This is a genomic window from Pseudomonas sp. NFIX10, from assembly GCF_900111955.1.
GTDB classification, from domain to species: domain Bacteria; phylum Pseudomonadota; class Gammaproteobacteria; order Pseudomonadales; family Pseudomonadaceae; genus Aquipseudomonas; species Aquipseudomonas fluorescens_AA.
Map to the genome: position 1 here is coordinate 46,389 of NZ_FOKH01000017.1, position 25,808 is coordinate 72,196.

Consider the following 25,808-nt stretch of genomic DNA (forward strand, 5'->3'; position numbering starts at 1 on the left):
ACGGCGGGTGACGATGACATTCTGCGACAGGTCGCCACTGGCAATGCGTTCGACCACGGCCAGGGTTTCGCGCAGCGGGCCGGTGATCTGGCGCGTGATGATCACGGCCGCGATGACGCCGACCAGCAACGCCAGCAAGGTGCTGATCAGTTGCAGGGTGCGGGCCTCGGCGCTTTCAGCGTCGCGGCGGTCGAGTTGGATCTGGTACAGCTGTTCGCTCAAGGCCACGATGGTCGCGCCTTGGTCGGTCATTTCCTTGCGGGCCTGCACCACATCAGCGGTGGCTACTTTGAAGGCCTGCACGGCGCTGCGGTATTGGGTCAGGGCGTTTTCCAGCTGGCGCAGTTCATCCTGGCGGCTGCTGGAGAAATGTTCATTCAGCGGCTTGAGCGAAGCGATGGCGGCGTCCAGTTGGGCGATGGCCTTGCGTTCGGTGTCGGCGTTGCTGTTGGCGGTGTAGCCGCGCACTTCGTAGCGGGCCAGCATGAAGGCCTGTTTGGCCTCGGTGATGGCCTGGAACTGGGTGAAACGTTCATCGCTGAGGGCCATTTGCCGCACGTCGGCGTCGAGGTCCTCGATCAGTTTGTAGGCGACCTCGGCGTTCGCGCCCATGACATCGCGGGCGCTGTTGCCGGCGCGATAGGCGCTGCGCATTTTGTTCAAGGACACCTGATAGGCACCGATGACCGCGCTCTGCTCCTTGAGCAGCTTGACGTTTGCCGGGCTCTTGAAACTGCTGAGCAGGGCGTTCTGTTGTGCCACGAAACCATCGAGGGTGGTCTGCACATTTTGTGCAGCGGTTTCGTCGCCATTGGTCAGCATGTATTGCAGGCGGCTGACGCGCAGTTTGGTCAGGCTGGCGTTGAGCTGGGTAATGTCGCTCATCCAGTTGCTACGGTCGATCAGCCCACCCAGGCTGGTCCAACTGGTCAGGGCCAGCAGGCAGGTCAGGACCAGCACCAGGCCGAAGCCCAGGCCCAATTTCATGTTGACGCTAATGTTGCCAAACCAGCTATTCATCAAATTCCTCCAGAAACGTTGTGCTGCTTGATCATCGATTGGCTGGAAGATTGTTGTTGTTAAGAGCCAGCAAGAGCATGTAGCAGGGCTGTATCGGCGAGGGGGCCTGGATCTGAAGCTTTTTTTCACATCGGTTTCACTGCCTGCCTACGTTGGCCTCTCTACTGTCGCGCCATCGAATGACTGGGTGGATGCCGTCGGGGCGGCTTGATGTGGAACTGAGACTGAGCCTTTTCGGCCTGACGCGCTCGATCGATGCACGCTGGTTCGCCCGTTACCGAAACACTCTGGTCGTGCTGGCTTCGGCGCTGCTGGTGATCCCGTTGACCTTCTGGCTGCTGAGCCCGGCAGCGGTGCCGGACCTGGCCCATGGCAACATCGCCGGTGCCCGGGCCTTGGCCGATGGCTGGGCCAAGGGCGAGATGATCGTGTTGGTGCGCCATGTCGAGCGCTGCGACCACTCCAAGGCCGCGTGCCTGAATGAGCGCGAGGGCATCACGGACCGCGCCCGTGCCGTTGCGGTGGGCCTCGGTGCCCGGTTCGAGCAACTGGGCCTGGACAACGTCGACCTTTACAACAGTCCGCTGGTGCGTGCGACCCAGACGGCGGGGTACATGTTCAACAAGGTGAGTACCGGTGACGATTGGCTGATCAATTGCCGGCATGACCTGCTGCGTAATGCCCTGGCCCATAAGGTGGCGGGGCGCAACCTGATTCTGGTCACCCACAGCGAATGCATGCAGGCCATGGAAACCGCGCTCCAGCGCCCGACTTCGGCGTTCGGCTATGGCGCTTCGCTGTTCGTTTCCACTGCCCAGCCCCAAGCGCCACGCTTGCTTGGGTTTATCGAGGCCTCTGACTGGCACTCGGTGGCGTTTCAGTAATTTTTCCCACGATTAGGACCGCTCATGCTTACGTCTGCTCGCGCCCGTTTCTACGGACTCAACCTCGGAATTCCCTTGGTCTGTGCCGCCGTGGTGTTCCTGCTGTTCGATATGACCCGCATCGACATCGCCATCAGCGATCTTTTCTACGATCCGCTGCACCAGGTCTTTCCGCTAGAGCACGTGCGGCTCTTCGAGCAAATCACCCACAAGTGGGCGAGGGTCGTCCCGAACTGGACCGGCGAGGCGGCCATAGTGGGGGTGCTGTTGTCGTTTTTCTGGCCGATCTTCAAACCGGAAAAGCGCCCTGGGCTGCTTCGCCTGCTGGATAAGGCCCGACTGGGCAAACCATTACGTTTTGCCCACAAGCATCGTCGCGACTTTCTCTACGTGGTCTTCGCCTTTTCCCTCAGTACCGGGGTGATCCATTACCTCAAGGGCCACACCAGCGTGTACTGCCCGGTGGAAACCACCCAGTACGCCGGCAAGATCGAGCGCAAGGAATGGTTCCAGAACTTCGACCTGCTGAACGTCGCCGGTGACGGTCGTTGCTGGCCCGGCGGTCATGCGTCCGGCGGCTTCACGATGCTGGCGCTGTATTTCGTCGCCCGCCGCTACCGCTGGCGTCATTCGAAAGCCTTGATGTATGGGGCGCTGGCCCTGGGGTTTGTCTACGGCACGACCCGGGTCCTGCAGGGGTGGCACTACATGTCCCACACGTTCTGGGCGGGAATTTTCGTCTGGTTGAGTTGTTGGCTGACGGCGTTGCTGTTTTATGGGCGAGCGGCCTTGGAGCAGCCTGTGTCGACGCGACAGCGAACGACGGCAACGCCTGCCTTGCCTGCGTTGGGCAGCACACGTTCGTCAGCCTGAACGCCAGGCAAAAAAAAGCCCGCTGGGAGCGCGGGCTAAAACCTTAGTTTCTTGAATGAGCGAGGGGACTTTACCCAATCCCACGCAGGCGTGGGGTGAAGAAAAGTTCATGAGGCCGCGTCCTTGCACGACGTCATGGGCTTGGCCCCTTCTCACCGCACATCGAACCGATCCAGGTTCATCACCTTGACCCACGCCGCGATGAAGTCCTTGACGAACTGCTCCTGGGCATCCGGGCTGGCATAGACTTCGGCCAGGGCCCGCAGCTGCGCGTTGGAGCCGAAGACCAGGTCAACGCGAGTGCCGGTCCATTTGACCTGGCCGGTTTTGCGGTCGCGAGCTTCGAAGGTTTCCTGGGTGTCGGAAAGGGCTTTCCATTCCACGCCCATGTCGAGCAAGTTGACGAAAAAGTCGTTGCTCAAGGTCCCGGGTCGCTGGGTAAAGACACCGTGCGCAGTGTGGCCGACATTGGTATCCAGTACCCGCAGGCCGCCAATCAGTGCCGTCATTTGCGGGGCGGTGAGGGTCAGCAATTGTGCCTTGTCGATCAGCAGCGCCTCGGCGGACACGCGATACCGGCCCTTGAGGTAGTTGCGAAAACCATCGGCGATGGGCTCGAGAAAACCGAACGACTCGACGTCCGTCTGCTCCTGGCTCGCGTCCATGCGTCCTGGCGTGAAAGGTACCGTCACGCTGAGCCCGGCATTTTTCGCGGCCTGTTCAATACCGGCGCTGCCAGCCAGCACGATCAGGTCCGCCAGGGAGATTTTCTTGCCGTCGGCTTGGGCGGCGTTGAACTCGCTCCGAACCCTCTCCAGGGTCGCCAGCACTTGGGCCAGTTGTTCTGGCTGGTTGGCTGGCCAATCCTTCTGCGGGGCCAGGCGCAGGCGGCCACCGTTGGCACCGCCGCGTTTGTCGGAACCACGGAAGGTGGAGGCCGCGGCCCAAGCCGTGGACACCAGCTGTGAAACCGTGAGGCCCGAGGCCTGCAGCTTGGCTTTGAGGGCGGCGATGTCGCTGTCGTTGACCAGCGGATGATCGACCGCCGGGATAGGGTCTTGCCACAGCAGTTCTTCGTTGGGCAGTTCCGGGCCGAGGTAACGTGAGAGCGGGCCCATGTCACGGTGGGTCAGTTTGAACCAGGCGCGGGCAAAGGCGTCGGACAACTGCTCCGGGTTTTCCAGGAAGCGCCGGGAGATTTTTTCGTAGATCGGGTCGAAGCGCAGCGCCAGGTCGGTGGTCAGCATCGTTGGATTACGCCGTTTGGCCGGGTCATGGGCATCGGGGATGATGCCCGCGCCTGCGCCGTTCTTCGGCGTCCATTGATGCGCGCCTGCCGGGCTCTTGGTCAGTTCCCATTCGAAGCCGAACAGGTTCTCCAGGTAGTTGTTGCTCCAGCGGGTGGGCGTGGTGGTCCAGGTGACTTCCAGGCCACTGGTGATGGTGTCGGGCCCCTTGCCGGTGCCGAAGGTGTTCTTCCAGCCCAGGCCTTGCAGCTCCAGGCCAGCGGCTTCGGGCTCGGCACCGACATTGTCCGCAGGCCCGGCGCCGTGGGTCTTGCCGAAGGCGTGGCCGCCGGCAATCAGTGCCACGGTTTCTTCGTCGTTCATCGCCATGCGGGCGAAGGTTTCGCGAATATCCAACCCGGCGGCGACCGGGTCCGGCTGGCCCTCGGGGCCTTCCGGGTTGACGTAGATCAGCCCCATCTGCACGGCGGCCAGCGGGTTCTCCAGGTTGCGTCCTTCGTCAGTGCGGCTTTCTTCGTTGCCAGGTTCGGCCACTAATTGGCCTTCGCCGGGATCCTGCATGGCGGCTTTGTCGGGCTTGCCGTAGCGAACATCGCCCCCCAGCCATTTGTTTTCGGAACCCCAGTAGACGTCTTCATCCGGCTCCCAGACATCGGCACGACCACCGGAAAAACCGAAGGTCTTGAAGCCCATGGACTCCAGCGCGACGTTGCCGGTGAGGACGATCAGGTCGGCCCAGGAGATGTTGCGGCCATACTTCTGCTTGATCGGCCACAGCAGCCGACGCGCCTTGTCGAGGCTGACGTTGTCGGGCCAGCTGTTGAGCGGTGCAAACCGCTGCTGGCCGGAACCCGCCCCACCACGTCCATCACCGGTGCGGTAGGTGCCTGCACTGTGCCAGGCCATGCGGACAAAGAGCGGTCCGTAGTGGCCGAAGTCCGCTGGCCACCAGTCTTGCGAGTCGGTCATCAGTGCATTCAGGTCTTGTTTCAAGGCCTGGAAGTCCAGGCGCTTGAACGCTTCGGCATAGTTGAAATCCTCGCCCATTGGGTCGGACAGCGAGGAGTGCTGGTGCAGGATCTTCAGATTCAGTTGGTTCGGCCACCAGTCGCGGTTCGTCGTGCCACCGCCAGCGGCGTGATTGAATGGGCATTTCGATTCGTTTGCCATGAGAAGCTACCTTTGGTCGTATTCATCCAGCTATCCGGCCCGGCGGGCTTCGAATAGCGACAGGCGAAATAAATGACACAGGGCGCAGGGCTCACAGTTCGCTCAACTGATCATGTTCTGCCACGCGGCAACGTCTAATTGCCAATGCGGTGGCCCACGGCAAGCCCAGTACGTTTCTGAACGCTTCCTATCTCTTGTCAGGTTTCACGGGCCGGATTACACCAGCCTGAATTCAGGCTAGTCCCCCTTTGGCAGATAGCTAATAGGCGCGGTATTAACGCTCGATAGGGACAAACTTTTATCGGCGTCCGGGGGGGAGGCAGATATGAGCGGCGCCTGCCGTGACGGACCCCATCATGAACAAATGCCCGCGCAGCACGGCCTTCCACGAAGCGGGTCATGCCCTGGCCTTCTGGTGGAACGGTCAACCGATAGACGCATCAGCGTGCGTACCAAGGTCGAAGCCTGCGCGGGGCCTCTGTTCGACCTGCGCGGCAAGCCTCGATTCATGATCAAGGCGTTGCCACTGGCCCCATCCGACTCGGATGAAAGCCACTACTCGCTAGCGCTTCACTGTTTCCTCAAGAGAGAAGCGTCCCAGTGGGTTTTGTTGGAAGTGCTCGATGTTCTTGCGTGAAATATTGATGTACGGGCTGTAGTAGAGATCGATCCAGTTGACGTCCTGCTTGGCGATTGCCTGAAGGTCGGTATACATCTGCTTGCGCTTGGTCGGGTCCACTTCTACCCGCGCGGCCGCGACCAGATCCTTGACCTTGTCGTTCTTGTAGCGGGTCATGTAATTCATGTTGGTGTCATGTCCCAGCACGAAGGTGGTCTTCTGGTCCGGGTCGAGGATGTCGTTGGTCCAGTACATCACGGACAGATCGTAGTCGCCGTCGATCAGCATCTGCCAACTCTGGGTTGGGTCGACTTTCTGCAAGGTGGCTGTCACGCCGACTGCTGCGAGCTGTTGCTGGACCAGCACGGCGATCTGCTCGTCGGCTTCATTGCCCGCATTGACCACATAGTTGAGCTTCAGGCCTGAAGCGCCTGCATCTGCCAGCATTTTTTTGGCTTTCTCCGGGTCGTACGGGCGCTGCAGATTATCGGCATTGTGATAAAGCGCTCCCTTGGGAATGTAGGAATAAGCCACCTGGCCATGGCCGAACGTCACGGTATCGACCAGGGATTTTTTGTTGATCGCAAAGTCCAGGGCCTGACGTACTTCAGGCTTGCCCAGCAGTCCGTGCTCATGGTTGATCAGCAGATGATCCTCGCGGGTGGAGGGATCCATGTGTACGACCAGGTTGGGATCTTTCTTCAGGGTTTCGACGCGCGAGAAGGGCACGAAGATCGCCGAATCCAGTTCACCGGCCTGTACCTTCAACATCCGCGTATTGTCATCCGGGATGGAGATCCATTCCACGCCATCCAGGCTCACCTTGTCGGCCTGCCAGAAGTTGGGGTTCTTCTCCAGCACCACGCGATCACCGCGTAGCCACTCCTTGACGATAAAGGCGCCAGAAGCGATGGGGTCCTGGGCATAGGCTTCCTCACCCATTTTCTCCATGGCCTTTTGCGACAGGATGGAGACGTTGGGCAACGCCAGTTGCGCGAGGAAGGGCACTGAAGGGCTCGTGAGTGTCACCACCAGTGTCTGCGGGTCGGTTGCCTGGGCCTTGTCGATAATCTTGTAGGAGTCGCTCCACAGCGACCCTTTGTTGTCGCGGATGCGCAACAGACTGAACGCTGCATCGCTGGCGGTAATCGCTGAGCCGTCGGAGAACTTGGCCGAGCGCAGTTTGAAGGTATAGGTCATGCCATCGTCGGAAACCTGCCAGCTTTCGGCCAACCCCGGTACCAGCTTGGTGCCGGTGTTGTCGACGCGCACCAATACGTCGTAGACATTGGAGAACACCCAGTTATCACGGTTCTGCGCGCTTTTGATCGGGTCGAACGTCGTACTTTCTTCACGGCAACCGATGGTCAGCACGCCTGCTGCCTGGGCGACACCGGCCGCCAGTGTGCAAGCGGTCAACGTCGCGGCGGTCAGCAACTTCAAATATTTCGATCGCATGGTCAAACTCCCTATTGGTGAATTTTTTTAGAGCAATGGCTCTCCGAGCACGCAGCTATAACGATGTCCATTGATGTCATGGCTGGGGGGCGGCGTTTTCGCGCAGATGGGTTGTGCATACCGGCAGCGCGGGTGAAAAACGCAGCCGGATGGAAGGTTCAGGGGGCTGGGGGGCTCGCCAGGCAGGGGGTCGCTCAGCAACGGTCGAGTCGGGTCGATGTGTGGAATGGACTGGATCAGCGCGACGGTATAAGGATGCCGCGGGCTGCTGAACACGGCCTCCGTGGGGCCTTGCTCGACGATCTCGCCGAGGTACATCACGGCGACCCGATCACAGAGCCGCCGAACGATCGCCAGGTCGTGAGCGATGAACACAATCGCCAGGTTCATGCGCTGTCGCAGCTCCAGCAGCAGGTTGATGATCTGTCCCTGGATGGAAACGTCCAGCGCGGCCACGCATTCATCGGCGATGATCAACCGTGGCTCGATGGCCAGTGCCCGGGCGATCCCCACACGTTGGCATTGACCGCCACTCAACGAACCCGGTTTGCGGTGGGCCAGCTCCGGTCGCAGGCCGACCAGGTTCAGCAGTTCATCGACCCGCTGGCGAATCAGCGAGGCAGGAATCGCACAGCGTACTCGCAGCACTTCAGCCAGGGTGTCGCCAATGCTCATCCGTGGATTGAGGGCGGTATAGGGATCCTGGAAAATCATCGCGGTTTCGTGGCGCAGTCGCTCGATGTCGATCCGCTTGCCTCGGGCCATATCCACGCCATCGAACAGGATTTGTCCGGCGCTGACCTCAGTGAGGCGCAAGATGGCCCGACCCAGGGTGCTCTTGCCGCTGCCCGACTCCCCCACCAACCCAAGCACCTCCCCGGTGGCCAGAGTCAGCGACACGCCGTTGACGGCTTTCACCCATTGCCTGTTGATTCCGAACGGACCACTGCCAGGGGCGGCGAAGCGCACCTGCAGATCTTTCACATGCAACAGAGTCATGACGAAGCTCCCACAGGCAGCGGGTAATGGCAGGCGACTCGGTGTGCCTCTGTCGTGACTTGCATCTGTGGCAACAGCCGCGTGCACTGGCTGCCCTGTTGAAGGCAGCGAGGATTGAAGCGGCAACCCGTGGGCAGCGCATTCAGCAGAGGAGGCTGGCCGGCGATGGTTTTGAGCATGGCATGGCCGGCGCTGGTAGCCGGTTGGCAGTCGATCAGGGCCGCCGTATAGGGATGTCGTGGGTGAGCCAGCAGATCAAGCTTGTTGCCGTGCTCGCAGAGCCGACCGGCGTACATCACCGCGATGGAATCACAGGTCTGGGCGACGATCCCCAGGTCGTGGGTGATCATGATGATTGACAGCCCACGTTGGTCGCGCAAATCCAGGAGCAGGCGCAGGATCTGTGCCTGTACCGTGACATCCAGGGCGGTGGTCGGCTCATCGGCGATCAGCACCTGGGGGTTGCAACCCAATGCCACGGCGATCATGGCGCGTTGACGCATGCCACCGGAAAACTCATGGGGATAACTGTCGACCCGCGTTAGCGGATCGGGAATGCCCACCTGGCGTAACACATCAATGGCCTTCGCCCGTGCTTCACGTTTGGACGCCCCCTGATGCAGGCGTATGCCCTCGCCGATCTGTTCGCCAATACGCATCAACGGGTCAAGATGACTGCCGGGATTCTGAAAAATCATCCCGAGCCGCCGACCCCGTATGCCCCGCATGTCGGCTTCATCCAGTGTCAGCAGGTCCTTGCCGGCAAGGCGCACGGCCTTGCCTTGGACCCGCAGGTTTGCGGAGGGCAGCAAGCGCATCAAGGCCCGGCAGGCCATCGTCTTGCCTGAGCCGCTTTCACCCACCAGACCGAGGATTTCGCCTTCGGCCAAGTCAAATGACACGCGATCCACCAGCGTGACCTCGCCCTCACCGTGGCCGGCGATCACGCTGAGGTCCTCGACGTGCAACACTGGTGTGCTCATGGGCGTTCTCCGAGGTGCTCGGCGACACCGTCGGCCAGCAGACTGAAGCCCATGGCCAAGGTAACGATCGCCAGTCCCGGGAAGGTGCAGATCCACCAGGCGCTGGTGATAAAACTCTGGCCTTCGGCGACCATCGTGCCCCACTCGGCGGTGGGGGGCTGAACCCCCAGGCCGAGATAGCTGACCGCCGCCCCATTGAGCAGTACCAGTACCGCATCGGACATGGAAAATACGATCGAACCGAACATGGCATTGGGCAACAGGTGCCGAAACAGAATGCGTCCATGGCCGAAGCCCAAGCTTTTGGCCGCCAGGGCGAAATCGCTGTGCTTGAGCACCAGGATCTGCGAACGGATCAGCCGTGCATAGGACACCCAACCCACCAGGGCCATCGCAATATAAAAGCTGCTCAGGCCGGGGCCGAGGATGGCCATGATTGCCAACATCAGCACCAGGAAGGGGAAGGCCAGAATAATATCGATCAGGCGCATGCAGATCGTGTCGAACCGGCCACCGATATAGCCGGCCAAGGCGCCGACGCAAGTGCCGATCAAGAACGGGAAAACCACTCCGATCACGGAAATCTGCAAGTCGATGCGCGCACCCCAGATCACTCGGGAAAGAACGTCGCGCCCGAAATTGTCCGTGCCGAACGGATGGGCCAGGCTCGGCCCCAACAGGCGAATATCGGTGTCCTGGGCAATTGGATCGAAGGGCGCGACCCAGGGTGCCAAGAGTGCGAGCAACAGCCAGCCAAACAGAATCGCCAGGCCTAGCACGGTGGCCAGGCGACCGTTGCGCAAGCCGAAGCGCAGCGCAAGACGCCAGGCGGGACTGAGGGTCTGGCCGCTCATCGCATGTTCACCCGCGGATCAATCATCACGGTCAGCACATCGGCGAGGAAATTGACCGTGACGGTGGCGAGGGCCAGCACCATGGCCACGCCTTGGACCACCATGTAGTCGCGGGTAAAGATACCGCGTACCAGCAATTGACCGATGCCGGGAATGGCAAACAGACTTTCGATGACCACCGTGCCGCTGATCAACCAGCCGATATTTACCGCCAGCAGGTTGACCGCCGGTACCAGGGAGTTGGGCAGCACATGCCGACGAAATATCGCCCGCTCGGACAAGCCCCGGGCCCGTGCGGCGGTGGCATGATCGGCTTGTAGCTCCATGAGCATGCTGGCGCGCAGGTTGCGCACCAGAACGGCGGAGAGTGCCAAGGCAATGGTCAGGCACGGCAAAACCATGTGATGCAGTTTGTCCCACCCTGTACGTCCATAGCCTGAGACCGGGAACAGTCCCAACTGCACACTGAGCAGCAGGATCAACATGATGCCTAGCCAGAACGCCGGCATGCCGAGCCCTGCCGTGGTGAACAGGCGAATCAGATGATCCTGCCAACCGCTCTTGTTGCGTGCCGCTACCGTGGCCAGCGGCACGGCAATCAGCAGCGCCAGCAGTACGCTGCCGAGCACCAGGAACAGGGTTGGCTCAATGCGGGTACTGATCAGCTGCAAGGCGTCGACTTTGTAGAGCAGCGATTGGCCGAGATCGCCTTTGAGCAGGTTCTTGAGAAAGTAGAAGTACTGCATCCACAAGGGCTGGTCGAGACCGTACTGGGCGCGAATCCTGATCAGCGCCTCCGGCGTGCTGCGCGAGCCCAGCAGCGCCCTGGCGGGGTCCCCGGGGATCGAGCGCACGAGCACAAAGGTGATCATGCTGATGCCAAACAGCACCGGCAACAGCTGTAGCGGGCGCGACAGTATGAAACGGTAGCGCGCCAGGTTCATGGGCTAGTTCCGATGGCGGTGCAGAAAGTCCAGCAGGACCGGGAAGTAGGCGTGGGGCTCTTCGTAGAACGGCATGTGGCTGCTGTTGGGGAACACATTCAGTTGTACATCCTTGAGCGCCATTTTCATGCGCATCGCACAGGCTGGCGTCAGTTCATCATGTTGACCGGTGGTGATCAGCACAGGCATTTCGAAGCCGGCCATCTGCTCGATGCGATTCCAGTCCTTGAGATTGCCGGTATAGAGAAATTCGTTGGGGCCCTGCATGGTCATGTAAGGCCCCATGTTCCAGTCGCCCAGGGAACGTGTCACCGGTGCTGGCCACTCGTCCAGACGGCAGACATGGCGATAGTTGAGCAGGGTGATGGCCGCCTGGTATTGCGGATGATCCAGGGTGCCCAAGGCTTCATGGCGCTGCATCATCGCGACGGTCTCACTGCCCAGGGCAGCCCGTAGACGCTCCAGCTCCAGGGACAGATGAGGAATATCGCCGGCGGTATTTTCCAGGATCAGGGTTTTCAGCGATTGAGGGTGATGAATGGCGTACTCGATCGCCAGCCAGCCACCCCAGGAGTGCCCCAGCAGGTGCACCTTGCCCAGGTCGAGGGCTTGGCGGACGGTCTCTACCTCCGCCACATAGCGGGTGATGTCCCACAGGGATTCGTCAGTAGGCCTGGCCGAGGCGCCGGTACCCAACTGATCGAAAGCGATGACCCGCAAGCCCTTTTCCTTGAGCCAGCCATGGCTGTCACGCAGATAATCGCAAGGCAATCCCGGGCCGCCATTGAGGCACAACAGCACGTCGTCGCCGTCGCCAAAGCCATAGGCCACCAGACGATGACCATCGACTTCCACGTCGTACCGCTGGTCTGGCTTGATCTCACGCCACATCATTGCTCTCCTGCTCAGGTGCGCCCGTTGGCTAAACCTTACCGAGGAAGCTACGCGCCCATAAGCTAGCAATTCTTATAGGTTTGATCTCTGGCATTCCCTCGCTCAGGCGTGGCATTCTACTTGCACGATTTCAGGATTGAAATTAATAAGGGAGCTGAATGGATGCAGGCCAAGCTGTCTGACTTCAATACCCGTCTTTTGTCTGGCAGGAGCCTGGACGAACAGCTGGATAACACCCTGGGGATGGTCCAGGCACTGGGCTTTGAAGCCTTGGTGTACGACTACAGTCCGGTGCCGCTGGATCATGATGGGGCACTGATCACCCCGACTGTGCTGAAGTTGCGCAATACCCCCCATGATTGGCATTCGCTCTGGTGTGAAGCAGGTTATTACCAGATCGACCCCGTCCAGCATCTGGCAATCAATGCCATATCTCCTTTTGTCTGGTCCTATCGACCGGAGGCCGACACGGTGCTGCAGTCGTTCATCGGCCAGAGTCATGCACCGGTCGTGAGCTACCTGCGGGATTCGCGCATGACCTGTGGCGTGACGGTGCCGATGCATTTGCCCAAAGGTGGCTTTGCGACATTGACCGGGCTGCGCACCGATACGAAGGGGAGCACCCTGCAGGATGTCCGGCAAACGCTGGGCGACTTCAGCCTGATTTCCCATGCCCTGCAAGAGGCGGCTTTTCCGCTGCTCGGCAAGGAGGCCCGCGCATGCCCGGTTCGCCTGACCAAGCGCGAGCGTGAGTGCTTGAGATTAGCCGCTGAAGGGTTGACGGCGGCGGACATCGCCCGGCAACTGAATCGTTCCTTGGCCACCATCACCCTCCACCTGACTTCTGCAATGCACAAGCTTGGCGCCAGGAATCGAGTCCAGGCCGTGGTCAGGGCGGTGCACTATCGGTTGCTCGATAGCTGAAATCGGGTAAAAACCTATCTGTTTCTCTAGTTATTCCGCTGTCCAGTCCCCGGTATCGTGTTCCGCAGGATTTCTAGAGAGCGGCACGAAATGGATCTTCCCGTAACGCACGAAGGCTTTGCACCTTTTGGTCCGTATCAGACCTGGTATCGCATCACGGGCGATTTCAGCAGTGGCCGTACGCCGCTGCTGATCCTGCATGGCGGCCCGGGCTGTACACACGATTATGTCGATGCCTTCAAGGATGTTGCCAACAGTGGCTATCCGGTGATTCATTACGACCAACTGGGCAATGGGCGTTCCACCCATCTTCCGGAAAAAGACCCCTCGTTCTGGAACGTGGCGCTCTTTCTCGATGAGTTGGAGAACCTGCTGGATCATCTGGGCCTTCGCGACAATTACGCACTGTTGGGGCAATCCTGGGGCGGCATGTTGGCCAGCGAACATGCGGTGCTTCAGCCCGCAGGCTTGCGCGCGTTGATTATCGCCAACTCCCCGGCGGACATGTCCACGTGGCTCCTTGAAGTCAATCGCTTGCGCCAGCTTCTACCCCTTGAGGTGCAGCAAACACTGCTCAAGCACGAGCGGGCCGGAACCTTGACGTCTACCGAGTATTTTGAGGCCGCTCGGGTTTTCTACGACCGTCATGTCTGCCGTGTCACGCCCTGGCCCGATGAAGTCGCCCGGACCTTTGCCCAGATCGATGCCGATCCTACCGTTTATCACGCCATGAATGGCCCCACCGAATTCCATGTGATCGGCAGCATGAAGGACTGGTCCATCACCGATCGCTTGCCTCGGATCAGCGTGCCGACCCTGCTGATTTCAGGCCGATACGATGAAGCGACGCCGTTGGTGGTCAAACCCTATGTGGATCATGTTCCCGACATTCGCTGGGCGTTGTTCGAACACTCCAGCCATATGCCCCATATCGAGGAACGGATGGCTTGCATGGGAACCGTGGTGAGTTTCCTGGATGAGCGTCTGTAGGCGTCTGCGCAATCCGAGCAGTCGTTTTGTGTTGTGTTTTTCGACGCGTCCTGTGAGACGCGTCTCTTTTTTGGATGGAAAATTCCCGCTCTCTTGAACCGAAAGCGATATGCAGGGTCTGGTGTGCGCGTGGTTTTGCGCATCAGCAACGTGAGTGTTTCATGGGGGGTAAGCCGGCATTCGGCTCTTCGTCCGCTCACGAGCTTGCTGTCATTTCTGTATCGAGGGATCGAACATGTTCTCACCCGCCCTGTGGGCGAGGTCGTGCCTGGCTTTGCTGTGCCTGTCTCCGCTAACACTTGCTTACGCTGCGCCGACCCCCGGCGACACGGACCTGATCCGTGAGCGCCAGGACCGTCTGCTCGAAGAGCAACGTCGGCGCCTGGAAGAGCTCAAGGACCTGCCCGGCAAGGACGCGAAGCCGGCCCAGCCGACCGCACCAGTCGATACCCGTTGCTTCCCGATCAAGACCATCGAGCTCAAGGGCGCCGGTGCGTTGTCCGAAGGCGAGCGCCAACGCCTGCTCAAACCTTTCCTCAACCAATGCCTGGGCGTACCGCAGCTTAACCAGTTGCTCAAGGTCATTACCGATCACTACCTGGAAAAGGGCCTGGTCACCAGTCGCGCCTATTTGCCGCAACAGGACCTGTCCAGCGGTCACCTGCAAGTGCTGGTCGTCGAGGGCCGCCTGGAAGGCCTGAAAGGTGCCGAGAACAGCCAGCTGTCGGACCGTGAGTTGGCGATGGCGTTTCCCGGCAAAACCGGCGATCTGCTCAACCTGCGGGAGATGGAGCAGATGGTCGATCAACTGAACCGTTTGCCGTCCAACCGTGCGCAAATGGTGCTGACGCCTGGGCAGAACATCGGTGGCAGCGAAGTGCGGGTCGACAACACCCCGCAGAAACCCTGGCGCGCCGGCCTGTCACGGCATAACGATGGGCAGAAAAGCACCGGCGAGCAGCAATGGGGCGCTTCCCTGGATTGGGACAGCCCCTTGGGCCTGGCTGACCAACTGGCCTTGCGCGGCGGCCATGATGCCGTCAGCGACCATCAGAAAACCTCACGCAATGGCATGCTCTATTACAACCTGCCGTTTGGCTGGTGGAACCTGAGCTACACCTACAGCCAGAGCGAGTACCGCGCGCTGGGCCAGGCCAACGGCTTCAATTTCAAGCAGAGCGGCGACAGCCAGAACCATCAGGTTCGCCTGGAGCGGGTGGTCCATCGCGATGCCGTGAGCAAGACCTCACTCAACACCGGCCTTTCGTACCTGCGCACCAACAACTTCATCGAAGACAGCAAGCTCGCCGAAAGCAGCAATCGCATCAGCGAGGCGCAGTTCGGCATCAACCATGGCCGGCGGATCGGCAATGCCTTCGTCAACCTCGACCTGGGCCTGCAACAAGGTATCGGTGTCCTCGATGCCCAGGGCGATCATGAGCCGGGGCCGGGGTTGCCGGATGCGCGCTATCGCAAATACACCGCCACCCTCAGCTATTTGCAGCCCTTCATGCTGGGGGGCGAGTCCTTCAGCTTCAGCAGCCTGATGACCGGCCAGCGCAGCGAGGACGTGCTGTTCAGCCCGCAACGCATGAGCCTGGGCGGTCTGTCGTCGGTTCGTGGCTACAAGGACCAGACGCTGTCCGGCGACAGCGGCGGCTACTGGCGCAACGACCTGCGCTGGAGCCGCCCGGTGACCATGGAGTGGCTGCGCCCGGTGTTCGCCGAATACGGCACCAGCCTCGGTTATGACCAGGGCGTGATTCGTGGCGATCGCTACAACGGTGATCAGCACGGGCGCATGTCGAGCAACTCGCTGGAGCTGTTCGCCCGCGGTGAGCACCTGAACGCCAGCGTCACCTTCGCCCATTCCCTGGAACGTCCGGATGCCCTGACCGAGCGCGAAGCGCCGATCTACTTCCGCTTGGATGTATCTATTTAACGCTGCTGTAACGAGATCTGATCATGGACGACCGCCAACACGCCTTCCTGGCCCGCCAGCCTTCTGCTGCCCTGAAAACCCGCGACGCCTTCTGGGGCATGCCCAAGCGTGGCCTGGCGTTCCTGCTGGCCAACGTCATGTTCTGGCAACCGATGTGGGCCCAGGCCGACGGCATCGTGGTCAGCGCCCCGGGCACCAGCCTCGGCCAGGCCGGCAACGGCGTGCCGGTGGTCAACATCGCCAAGCCCAACGGCAGCGGGCTGTCTCACAACCAGTTCAAGGACTACAACGTCGGCAGCAACGGCGTGATCCTCAACAACGCCACCAACCCGGCCCAGGCCACGCAACTGGGTGGGATCATCCTCGGCAACCCGAACCTCCAGGGCACGGCCGCCACCACCATCCTCAACGAAGTCAACGGCGGTAACCCCAGCCAACTGCGCGGCTACACCGAAGTGGCAGGGCAGTCGGCCCACGTCATCGTCGCCAACCCTTATGGCATCAGCTGTAACGGCTGCGGTTTCATCAATACCCCAAAGGCGACCCTGACCACGGGCAAGCCGATCATCGAAAACGGCCAAGTGGGTCGCTATCAGGTGGACCAGGGCAGCGTCGCCATCGAAGGCGCAGGCCTGAACGCGAACAACGTCGACCGCTTCGAAATCATCACCCGCAGCGCCAAGATCAACGCTGAGATTCAGGCAAAAAACCTGACCATCGTGGCTGGGCGCAATGACGTCAACGCAGGCACCCTGAATGCCACTGCCCGCGCCGATGACGGCAGTGCCAAACCTGAATTGGCCATCGATTCCTCGGCCTTGGGTGGTATGTACGCCGGGGCGATCAAGCTGGTGGGTACCGAGGCCGGAGTCGGGGTGAAGCTGGACGGCAAGATGGTCGCCAGTGGGGGGGATATTCAGCTGGATGCCAATGGGCATTTGAGTTTGGCGCAGACGGCCGCCGCCGGTGCTGTCGACATCGTGGCCAAAAGCCTGGAAACCCGTGGCCAGGTGTACGCTGGTAGCCGCTTGGACGTTAAGACCCAGGGCGACCTGACCAGCCAGAAAAACCTGGTGGCCCGCGACAGCATTCACCTGGACAGCGGCGGTAGGCTCAGCAACAACGGCATCATCGAAGCCGGCGTCAACGCCGATAACAGCCGCAATACCACGGGCGATGTCTCCCTCACGGCCAAGCAACTGAACAACGGCGGCAAAACCGTTATTGCCAGTCGCGACCTGAACGTCACGACCACCACGGCGTTGAACAACCAGGGCGGTACGCTCAGTGGGCAGCGCAATACCACCGTCACCGGCAACGCAGTGGATAACCGCAACAAAGGCCGCATCCTCGGCAACACCGAACTGCACCTGACCGCCGATCAGGTCCTCAACAGCCAGGGCGGCCTGATCAATAGCCAGGGCCTGCTGACGGCCAACCTGGGCCACCTGGAAAACAATGCCGGTGAATTATCGAGCCTGAACAGCGCGACGCTGATCCTCGGCAGCCTGGACAACCTGACCGGCCTGGTCATGACCGGTAAAAACCTCGACATCACCAGCACCGGCGCGATCAAAAACCAGGGCGGTGAATTGTCCAGCCAGGGCGTTGTGACCGTGCGCACCGCCAGCCTGGACAACAGCAACAAAGGTACTGTCGCCGCCAATGGCAAGTTGCTGGTCAGTGCCAGCGACTCGGTGAAAAACGCCGAAAAGGGCCTGATCGCCAGCCGTGAAGGCGCGCTCGAACTCGATGCCGCCAGCCTGAACAACGCCAAGGGCACGTTGCAAGGCAAGGGCCTGGTGACCGTGGATGTCGCAGGTGATATCGATAACCAGGGTGGCAGCATCATCGCCCAGGACGCCAAGCTGAGTGTCTTCGCGACCAACCTGGACAACCGCGGCGGCGTGCTGTCCAGCGTCAAAGCCGCGCTGGAGGCGCGGGCCACGGGTGTGCTGAAAAACGGCTATGACGTGAGCCTTCGGGGCGGCACGATCCAGGCCCAAGGACTCAGCATCCAAGCCTTGGCTGGGCTGTTCAACGACGGCGGGCGCATCGCTGCACAAGCCGGCGATGTCGTGATCACCAACGCGGGTGCGGATATCAACAATCGCAACGGTGGGATATACGCCACGGGCAAGGTCCAGGTCATTGGTCGGGACATGGACAACAGCGGCGGCGGGCAGGTCAGCGCCAGTCGCATCGACTTTGACCTTTCGGGCGCGCTGAACAACAACGCGGGCATCATCGAAAGCCAGGACAGCCTGGATATTCTGGCCGCGAGCCTGAGCAACCAGAAGGGCCAACTGCGCACCCTGGGCAAGAACAGCACCACCGTGTTCGACATCGGTGGCCTGTTCGATAACAACGACGGCACCCTGGAAACCGCCAGCCAAAATGTGAGCCTGGACACCGGCAGCATTCAGAACGCGGGTGGCAAGCTGTTGCACACCGGCCTGGGAGTGTTCGGCATCAGCCAGGCCAACCTGGGCCAGGCGGGCGGGCAGTTGGTGACCTACGGCAACCTGACGGTGACGGCTGATCGCTGGACCAACAGCACGGCGATCCAGGCCGGGCACCTGGTCGTGGATGTCGACCAGTTGACCCAGACCTCCACCGGCCAGTTGCTCAGTACCGATAGTATGGTGGGCCGTGGCAGCAACTGGCGCGTCGACGGCCTGATCGGCAGCGATGGGGCGATCGACCTGCAACTGACCGGCGCCTATGCAGGCAACGGCCGCTTGAGCAGTCTCGGCACCCTGGGCCTCAAGGCCGCGCTGATCAACCTGGAGCAAAACGGCAGCATCGCCGGCGGCGGCCGCACAACCGTCGTGGTCGATGGCGTCCTCAACAGTTACGGTCGCCTGACCTCGGCGGCGGACATGAGCGTCACTGCCGCCACGATCAACAACTACGGCACCCTCGGCAGTGCCGGCGCGCTCGGCGTATCGACCGGCGACCTGCTCAACGAGCACGGATTGATTTTCAGCGGCGGCGCTACCAGCCTGCGCGTCAATAGCCTGACCAACCGCTATGCCGATATCTACAGCCTCGGTGACCTGAGCATCGATCGCGACGGCCTCGGCACACGTGCCAGCCGCATCCTCAACAGCTCCGGCTCGCTGCAGAGCGACGGCAACATGCGCCTGGCGGCCAGCACGATCGACAATGTCCGAGAGGTCTTGACCACCCACGATGCAGGCATCTACACCGCCTCGATCAGGGAAGTCGCCTGCATCGAAGGGGTCAACGCCGGCGACTGCAGCGGTGGCAAGGAGAACCACGTCTGGCAGATCGTCCAGCGAGACAAGTTTGAAGTCACCGCAGCCAGCGCCGCCTCCAGCATCACCACCGGCGGTAACCTGGATATCCAGGGCGGCACCCTGACCAACCGGAGCAGCAGCATCGGCGTCGGCGGCGCATTGACCGCCAACCTCGTTAGCCTGGACAACATCGGCATCGAGACCGGCGAGACCGAAACCTCGCGCACCTTCATGTCCGAGCGCACGCGCAGCCCAGGTGACTGGCGCGCCGCCGCCAATGACTTCACCAACAAATACTGGTTGCAGAGCCCAGGCTACAATGCCAATGACCTGGGTGGCCTCGAGGCAGCGATGAGCCGCTTCATCGGCATGACCGAACGTGAGCTCCCGCAGTTCCGCACCCAGACAAGTACTACCGATAACCAGACCTACGCCGCGATTATCCAGGCCGGCGGCGCAGTCGATGTCCGCACCTTGGGCAACACCGACAACAGCGTCGTGCGTGGCGGCTACAACTATGTCGGTGCCGGCCCGCGCACCGACACCCAGGCCGACAACGCCTTCTCGACCCGCATCAGCGTCAATCGGCAGCTACCCCCGAACCTGACCCAGCAACAGGTCGATCCGCTGGCTTTGCCAGGTTTTGACTTGCCGACCGGGCAAAACGGCCTGTTCCGCATGAGCGGCGACGGCTCGACCACACCGACCCAAGGCTCAGGCCTGACCCAAGTGCGCGGCCTGCCCGACAGCTCGTTCCGGACCAACCCGCAAAAATACCTGATCGAGACCAACCCGGCGCTGACCGACATGCGCCGCTTCATGAGCTCGGACTACCTGCTGACGAACCTGGGCTACGACCCCGACATCGCCGCCAAGCGCCTGGGTGACGGCTTCTACGAACAACGCTTGATCCAACAAGCCGTGATCGCCCGCACCGGCCAGCGCTTCCTCGACGGCCAGACCTCAGACGACGGCATGTTCAAGTACCTGATGAACAACGCCATCGCCAGCAAGGACACGCTGAACCTGTCCTTGGGCGTCAGCCTAACCGCCGAACAAGTCGCGGCCCTGACCCATGACATCGTCTGGATGGAAACCCGCACGGTGAACAACGAGCAGGTGCTGGTCCCGGTGCTCTACCTGGCCCAGGCCAACAACCGCCTCGCGGCCAATGGTGCGTTGATTCAGGGCGCCGACATCAGCCTGATCACGGGTCAAAACCTGAACAATGCGGGCACCTTGCGGGCGTCCAGCAACCTGAGGGCCTCGGCTGGCGACAGCTTGGTCAACAGTGGGTTGATGGAGGCGGGGGGGCGGCTGGATGCGTTGGCGAGTAATGACCTGACTAACAGGGCGGGTGGGGTTATTGCTGGGCGGGATGTCAGTGTTGTGGCGGTGGCCGGTGATTTGACCAATGAGCGAACCATCACCACCCATGCCAGCAGCACCGGCTCCAAGACCGAGCGACGTGATTTTGCCGACAGCGCGGCGCGGATTGAGGCGAGTCATGATCTGAGCGCGGGCGCTGGGCGGGATATCGTCAATGTTGGTGGTGTGCTCAGGAGTGGCAACGACACGAACTTGCAGGCGATGCGTGATGTGAACCTCACCTCCGCCAAGCAGGTGGACAGCCATACGCAGGGCAGCAAACACCGGGACCAGACCATTAACCAGAATGGTTCCAGCGTGACGGCTGACCGCGAGCTGAAGGTCACGGCCGGGCAGGACCTGAGGGTCGTTGCCAGCAACGTCATCGCCCAGACCCGCCTGGCGCTGACAGCCGGGCGCGATATCGCCATCGAGTCCGCGGCCAACGAAAGCCATCGCGCGTCCCAAAGCAAAAAAGTCAAAAGCAGCAGCGATCTGGTCCGCCAGCAGTCATCGCTTGTCCAGTCGGGAGGCGACCTCAGCGCCAAGGCGGGACAAGACCTGAGCCTGGTGGCCAGCCAGATGAAAGGCGACAAGGACGTTGCCCTCGACGCCACGCGCGATATCAATCTGTTGTCCGCAACGGATGAAGCCGCGGAGTTCTACTCGAAGAAAAGCAAAGGCTCCTTTGGCCGCAGTAAAAGCGAACAACGGGAAAGCTACCACAGCACCAACATCGCATCCGTGGTGGAGGCGGGGCAGGACCTGACGGTCAATACCAGCCAAGCCGCTGGTGGCGGTGTCACGCTGGATGGCGGTCGTAATGTCACCGTGATCGGCAGTCAGTTGAAGGCCGGTGATGACCTGGTCGTCGGTGCCACGGGTGATGTGGCAGTGCTATCGGGTGTCGAGGAGCATGGCTCCTACAGCAAGAAAACCAAATCGGGTTTCCTCGGCTTGTCCAAGAGCGGCAAGAGCGAATTGAAGACTACGGCCTCCCAGGTAGCCAGTGAGCTAGAGGCCGGCAACGACGTGGTGATCGCGGCAGGCAACGACTTGCGCGTGCGGGCCAGTGAGACCACTGCTGGCAATGATGTGGAACTGCGTGCGGGTCTGGTCAAGGACAGTGGCGACATTAACCTCGTCTCGGCCAACGATACGGCTTATAGCCGGAGTGAGGAGTACAAGAAGAAAAACGGGTTATCGGTGTCGGGTGGTTTCCTCTCGATCTCCTCGGCCAAGGAAGCGGGCCGGCAAGCGCAAAGCAGTACCAGCGTGGGCAGCCAGGTTTCCGCTGATCGCGATGCGACCCTGCAGGCAGAACGCGATATCAACCTGATCGGCAGCGGCATCGATGCCGGGCGCAACGTCAGCTTGAATGCCGGACGCGACGTAAATGTGCTGGCCGCGCAGAACAGCCGTTCCGAGCAGGACTGGGAAAAGAACAAACAAGCCGGGATCGGTGTGTCTTCGGATGCAAACGGCATCAGTTTCTTCGCCGGTGCGGACCGCACCAAAGAGAAAAACCGGCTGGAGCAGCAAACCGCTGCTGCCAGCCAGATCAGCGCAGGACAGGACGTTGCCGTCAACGCTGTGCGGGACATCAACCAGGTCGGTTCAGATCTGCGCGCCACCCGTGATATTGACCTCACGGCCGGCCACAACATCAGCATCGATGCGGCACGCGAAACCCAACGGATCGAGCAGGAGCGCGAAGCCAGTCGTAATGGCCTTGGCATTTCGTTCAATCATAACTATGGCAACACCAAGGATGCGGTCAGCGGCGCGGGTAAAGGGGAGAACGGCGTCAGCAAGGGTTCCAGCACCCTTAAAGGTATTGATGCCGTCGCCCAATTCGTCAACGGACCGACCGTTGACGTCAAGTTCGGCAACAGCACGCAAACCAGCAGCCAGCAGGTCATTGAGCAGACCAACCGCGCGTCGACATTCGATGCGGGCAACGACCTTAATCTCAATGCCGGCAACGACGTCACGGTCAAAGGTGGTCAGCTAAAGACCGGGCGAGATATCAACGTCAAGGGGCGCGACGTCGCGCTGGATGTGGCAAAGGGCAGTGTCACCCAGGAAAGCAGCGAGCGCCAAAGCTGGAGTGGGATTCATGGTGGCACCAGTGGCGGCTTCAAATTGGGGGTGGGCGGCAGTTACGGGATAGCCACGGAGGATGGCGTCTATGGCAGTTCCACTGCCACCCAGGTTGCCGCTGGGCGGGATTTCAACGTGGATGCCAACCATGACATCAACCTGATAGGAACGCGGGTCAAGGCCGGGCGAGATATCGCGCTCGATGCGGGTAATGAGCTGAATATTCGCTCGGCGCAGAACGACAGCAGCAGCGAAAAAAACCGCCACAACGGTGGTGGCGAGGCCGGCCTGACGTTCGGCTCCCAAGGCGTAGGCGTCTACGTCAGCGTGAACATCGGTAAGGGTGATCTAGAACGTGAAGGCGAGCGTCAGCAAGACGCTTACCTTTACGCAGGTAATCGCCTGGGCTTCACCAGCGGCAAGGACACCAACATCAGCGGTGGCACCCTGCGCGGCGATGAGGTCGTTGGCCGTGTTGGCGGTGACCTGAACGTTTCCTCGGCCCCTGATACAGGCACGGTCAAAGGCAAGGAGTTCGACCTAAGCGTTACCGCTACCTTTGGTCCTGGCGCCGGCGTCAGCGGCTCGGTGGGGTATGGGAAAACGACCGGTGAGACCCATTGGGTTGGACAACAAACCAGCATTACCGGCAAAAACAAAGTCGACATCCGCACCGAGGATCACACCCAACTGGATGGCGCCTTGATCGCCGCCGATAACGGCAACCTCAAACTGGACACCAAAACCCTGGGCTTCAGCGACATCGCCGGTAAGGACAAGGAGCACGGCTACTACCTGAATGTCGGTGGCAGCTATTCCCAAGGTGGCGGCGGCGCCCAGGACAGCAGTCAGGTTGGCAAAGGCGAGAAAGATAAAAACGGCTGGAGCGTCAGCGGCTGGGAGTACGAAAAGGATCGTCAACAGATCGTCCGGGCGACCGTTGGGGCCGGCGATGTGGTGGTGCGTAATGACGCTCAGACCGGGGCTGATTCGACGGTTGGACTCAACCGGGACGTGAGTAGGGCTTACGAGATCACCAAGGATGAAGAGTCTCGGACCGATCTGTATGTCACCAAGTCCTCGGTGGACGCTGTGATGGATACCTCCGGGACGGTGGAGGCTTGGAAAAACAGCATCAAAAGCTATCCCGATAGCAGCTTGAAGGCGTATGAGGATGCACTCAAGTTGGTTAATGGGCCGGTCCAGGCCACCAAGCAGATCTGGACCAACATTCAGGCGCAGCGGGTTTCGATTGATGAGGTGCCTGCTGCGGCGAGAGCTGCGCTGGGGGATGAGGTTGCGCTGAATATTGCGAAGAATCTTGTTCGCAATGGCAAGGATGCTGGGGATATCAAGGATCTGGAGCCTGAGGATGTAGCTGCTATCCAAGTCTTCGCGAAGAGATTTGAAGAGTTTGCCAAGCTGCAAGAAAGTTGCGACGCCAAGGGGGGCTGTGTATCAAATGATTCGGAGAAAAAGCCTCGTACTCTTGCTTGGTATACGGATACCGATGGCACCTTAAAGTGGAGAAAGGTCGAAGACGTTCGTGTGGACACGCCGGGCAGAAAGCTGCTGCAAGAAACTGCGCGATTGCAGACATACTTGGACGGTCTTCCAGTAGAACAAGCTCAGCTCCTGGGCTTGGGGATTCAGGCCGTCATGGGACCTGCCAAAATGGCGGTTGGTCTCGCCGGGAACGTGGTGGTCGACAAGCTGTTTGGCGACAAAATAGCTGCGGCAAAAGATTCAATATCGAAATCGATTGCCAGTGAACTCAGTGACAAAGATAAGGCTGACCTGGAGATTAGCGATAATCTCTTCAAGGTTCGCCACGAGCAAGGCCGCGATAAACAATCTGGAGATGTTTACGTTCGTGGCGCAACGACGCTGCTGAATATCGCTTTGGGGACCGTCGGGAACGCGGTGGGATCTGGGGCGGGTAAGGTCATCGGTATTGTTGGTAAGGGGCCTTCGGAGGGTATAGCGAAGGGCGCTGATGGGCTGGAGATTGATCCGAAGCATCCTGATTGGGCCAAGGAGTTTGGGGATACGCCGTCGAAGGGGTGGGTGGAAGCGGGGCCGAAAAACAATCAATCGTCGGTAACGCCTGACGGATCGAAACCGAATGCCGGCGGCAGTACAGCTGAATCGCATGCTTCGTATCCTGTCGTGAAGGTGGATACTAGCCAGTCAGTCAAAGGGTCGCCCACTTACGAAATACTTAATAATCCAAATGCCAGGAGCCCTAATACTCGATATGAGCTGGATAATGGCGATTCCTTCGTTACGAATAGTCATGGCATGGTAGAAGAGCTGACGTTTACACCTGTTAATGTCAAAGTCCCAAGGGATTCCAGACAAACAGCCGCTGGTAAGGAGGGACGCGAAACAGACGTTGGCGGGCATGCTCAAGCGTGTAGTCAGGGCGGTACCTGTGATGGTTATAATTTGTTTCCTCAAGATAGAAACTTTAACAGTTCGGCATATAAAGTTTATTATGAGAATAGAATGCGTGAGGCGTTGAGTGATCCGTCGAGAACTATAGGGCCTACGACTATAAAATTTAAGCGTGAAAATTCAGATTCGATAAGGCCGGATACTATGGAGTTGACCTATACTATCGATGGTAAAACTCGAACGGTCTCCTTTGAAAATGAAGCTGGTAAAATTCCAGAGGTGAGTAATGGTTACTAAAGATTTAGAAATTGTGAAGGAAATATTTTCTTTAATTGATTCTGGAATAGTTTTGGGTTATGACTCTTTCTGTTATGAGGTTGAGGTGGGTGAAGGGTACATGGAGTCGGTGCTGACTGTTGAGAAGGATGGTGTTGAAGTAACCGATGCTGATACTGATTTTAATAGCTCCAAACTATATAGATTGATAAAGGAATTGAAGGCAGAGGGCAAGGCGCGAGGTGAAGAATGGCTTTCTTTTTCAATGTCCTATCGACGTGAGGGTGAGGTGAAAACGAAGTTTAATTACTGATGTTCAAATGCACAGTGCCGCGAAAAGGGGATTTATTTTATAAGGTACAGAGAGAGTCGATTCATTGGCTTGCTCGGTTTCTAAAATAAATCCCCCTTTTTTCCTCTACCAAAACTCTACTGCTGTAGAGGGGCCGGGAGATGTACATATTGCAGGTCCTACGTATGGCGGAAAAAAACACTCCGGCTCAGCAAGATGCAGCGGATCTGTGCGAAAAGGGGACAGATTTATTTTATAGTGCGAAAAGGGGACAGATTTATTTTATGAGGTCAGAGGGGGTGGGTTTA

The 25,808-nt window shown here is 59.9% G+C and carries 14 protein-coding genes and 1 pseudogene; 7 read left to right on the forward strand and 8 right to left on the reverse strand.

The genetic code is table 11. From position 1 onward, the window contains the following. Positions 1–6 precede the first annotated feature (6 nt). Positions 7–1,020 (reverse strand): annotated as a pseudogene (locus BM321_RS31325) (methyl-accepting chemotaxis protein); the annotation flags it as partial. A gap of 212 nt (positions 1,021–1,232) precedes the next feature. Between BM321_RS31325 and BM321_RS16775 the strand changes: the two are divergent. Then, positions 1,233–1,904 carry a lipopolysaccharide core heptose(II)-phosphate phosphatase PmrG gene (locus BM321_RS16775; RefSeq protein WP_092328754.1) on the forward strand — a complete coding sequence of 224 codons (672 nt, stop codon included), beginning with the start codon at positions 1,233–1,235 and terminating at the stop codon, positions 1,902–1,904. A 24-nt stretch (positions 1,905–1,928) separates the two neighbouring features. After that, on the forward strand, positions 1,929–2,777 hold the full coding sequence (locus tag BM321_RS16780; RefSeq protein ID WP_092443442.1) for a phosphatase PAP2 family protein: 849 nt from the start codon (positions 1,929–1,931) through the stop codon (positions 2,775–2,777). Positions 2,778–2,929: 152 nt separating this feature from the next. On the opposite strand, the gene katG is transcribed toward BM321_RS16780, so the two are convergent. From katG to BM321_RS16815, 7 genes are all read right to left on the reverse strand, one after another. After that, positions 2,930–5,194, reverse strand: a complete 2,265-nt coding sequence (gene katG / locus BM321_RS16785) for a catalase/peroxidase HPI (RefSeq protein WP_092443444.1) — start codon at positions 5,192–5,194, stop codon at positions 2,930–2,932. A gap of 562 nt (positions 5,195–5,756) precedes the next feature. Beyond that, positions 5,757–7,271, reverse strand: coding sequence for an ABC transporter substrate-binding protein (locus BM321_RS16790; protein ID WP_092443446.1), 1,515 nt, complete (start codon positions 7,269–7,271; stop codon positions 5,757–5,759). A gap of 27 nt (positions 7,272–7,298) precedes the next feature. Then, positions 7,299–8,270: an ABC transporter ATP-binding protein gene (locus BM321_RS16795; RefSeq protein ID WP_092443448.1), complete on the reverse strand. Its 972-nt coding sequence runs from the start codon at positions 8,268–8,270 to the stop codon at positions 7,299–7,301. Beyond that, on the reverse strand, positions 8,267–9,253 hold the full coding sequence (locus BM321_RS16800; protein ID WP_092443450.1) for an ABC transporter ATP-binding protein: 987 nt from the start codon (positions 9,251–9,253) through the stop codon (positions 8,267–8,269). The genes BM321_RS16795 and BM321_RS16800 overlap by 4 nt, the downstream gene beginning before the upstream one ends. Beyond that, positions 9,250–10,107: an ABC transporter permease gene (locus BM321_RS16805; RefSeq protein WP_092443452.1), complete on the reverse strand. Its 858-nt coding sequence runs from the start codon at positions 10,105–10,107 to the stop codon at positions 9,250–9,252. Before BM321_RS16805 ends, BM321_RS16800 begins: the two co-directional genes overlap by 4 nt. Next, positions 10,104–11,051, reverse strand: a complete 948-nt coding sequence (locus tag BM321_RS16810; RefSeq protein ID WP_060739260.1) for an ABC transporter permease — start codon at positions 11,049–11,051, stop codon at positions 10,104–10,106. Before BM321_RS16810 ends, BM321_RS16805 begins: the two co-directional genes overlap by 4 nt. Before the next feature lie 3 nt (positions 11,052–11,054). Beyond that, positions 11,055–11,942: a proline iminopeptidase-family hydrolase gene (locus BM321_RS16815; RefSeq protein WP_092443454.1), complete on the reverse strand. Its 888-nt coding sequence runs from the start codon at positions 11,940–11,942 to the stop codon at positions 11,055–11,057. Positions 11,943–12,107: 165 nt separating this feature from the next. Between BM321_RS16815 and BM321_RS16820 the strand changes: the two genes are divergently transcribed. The 5 genes from BM321_RS16820 (at position 12,108) to BM321_RS16840 (ending at position 25,521) form a co-directional block, all read left to right on the forward strand. After that, positions 12,108–12,869, forward strand: coding sequence for a LuxR family transcriptional regulator (locus BM321_RS16820; protein WP_092443456.1), 762 nt, complete (start codon positions 12,108–12,110; stop codon positions 12,867–12,869). Positions 12,870–12,959: 90 nt separating this feature from the next. Then, on the forward strand, positions 12,960–13,859 hold the full coding sequence (locus tag BM321_RS16825) for a proline iminopeptidase-family hydrolase (protein ID WP_092443458.1): 900 nt from the start codon (positions 12,960–12,962) through the stop codon (positions 13,857–13,859). 235 nt (positions 13,860–14,094) lie between these two features. Then, positions 14,095–15,801 carry a ShlB/FhaC/HecB family hemolysin secretion/activation protein gene (locus BM321_RS16830; RefSeq protein ID WP_092443460.1) on the forward strand — a complete coding sequence of 569 codons (1,707 nt, stop codon included), beginning with the start codon at positions 14,095–14,097 and terminating at the stop codon, positions 15,799–15,801. Positions 15,802–15,824: 23 nt separating this feature from the next. Next, complete coding sequence (locus BM321_RS16835; protein WP_256573485.1) at positions 15,825–25,229, forward strand: hemagglutinin repeat-containing protein; 9,405 nt, start codon at positions 15,825–15,827, stop codon at positions 25,227–25,229. Continuing rightward, the gene (locus BM321_RS16840) at positions 25,219–25,521 is read left to right on the forward strand and encodes an immunity protein YezG family protein (RefSeq protein WP_092443462.1); all 303 of its coding nucleotides are present in this window, start codon (positions 25,219–25,221) and stop codon (positions 25,519–25,521) included. The genes BM321_RS16835 and BM321_RS16840 overlap by 11 nt, the downstream gene beginning before the upstream one ends. The last annotated feature ends 287 nt before the right edge of the window (positions 25,522–25,808 follow it).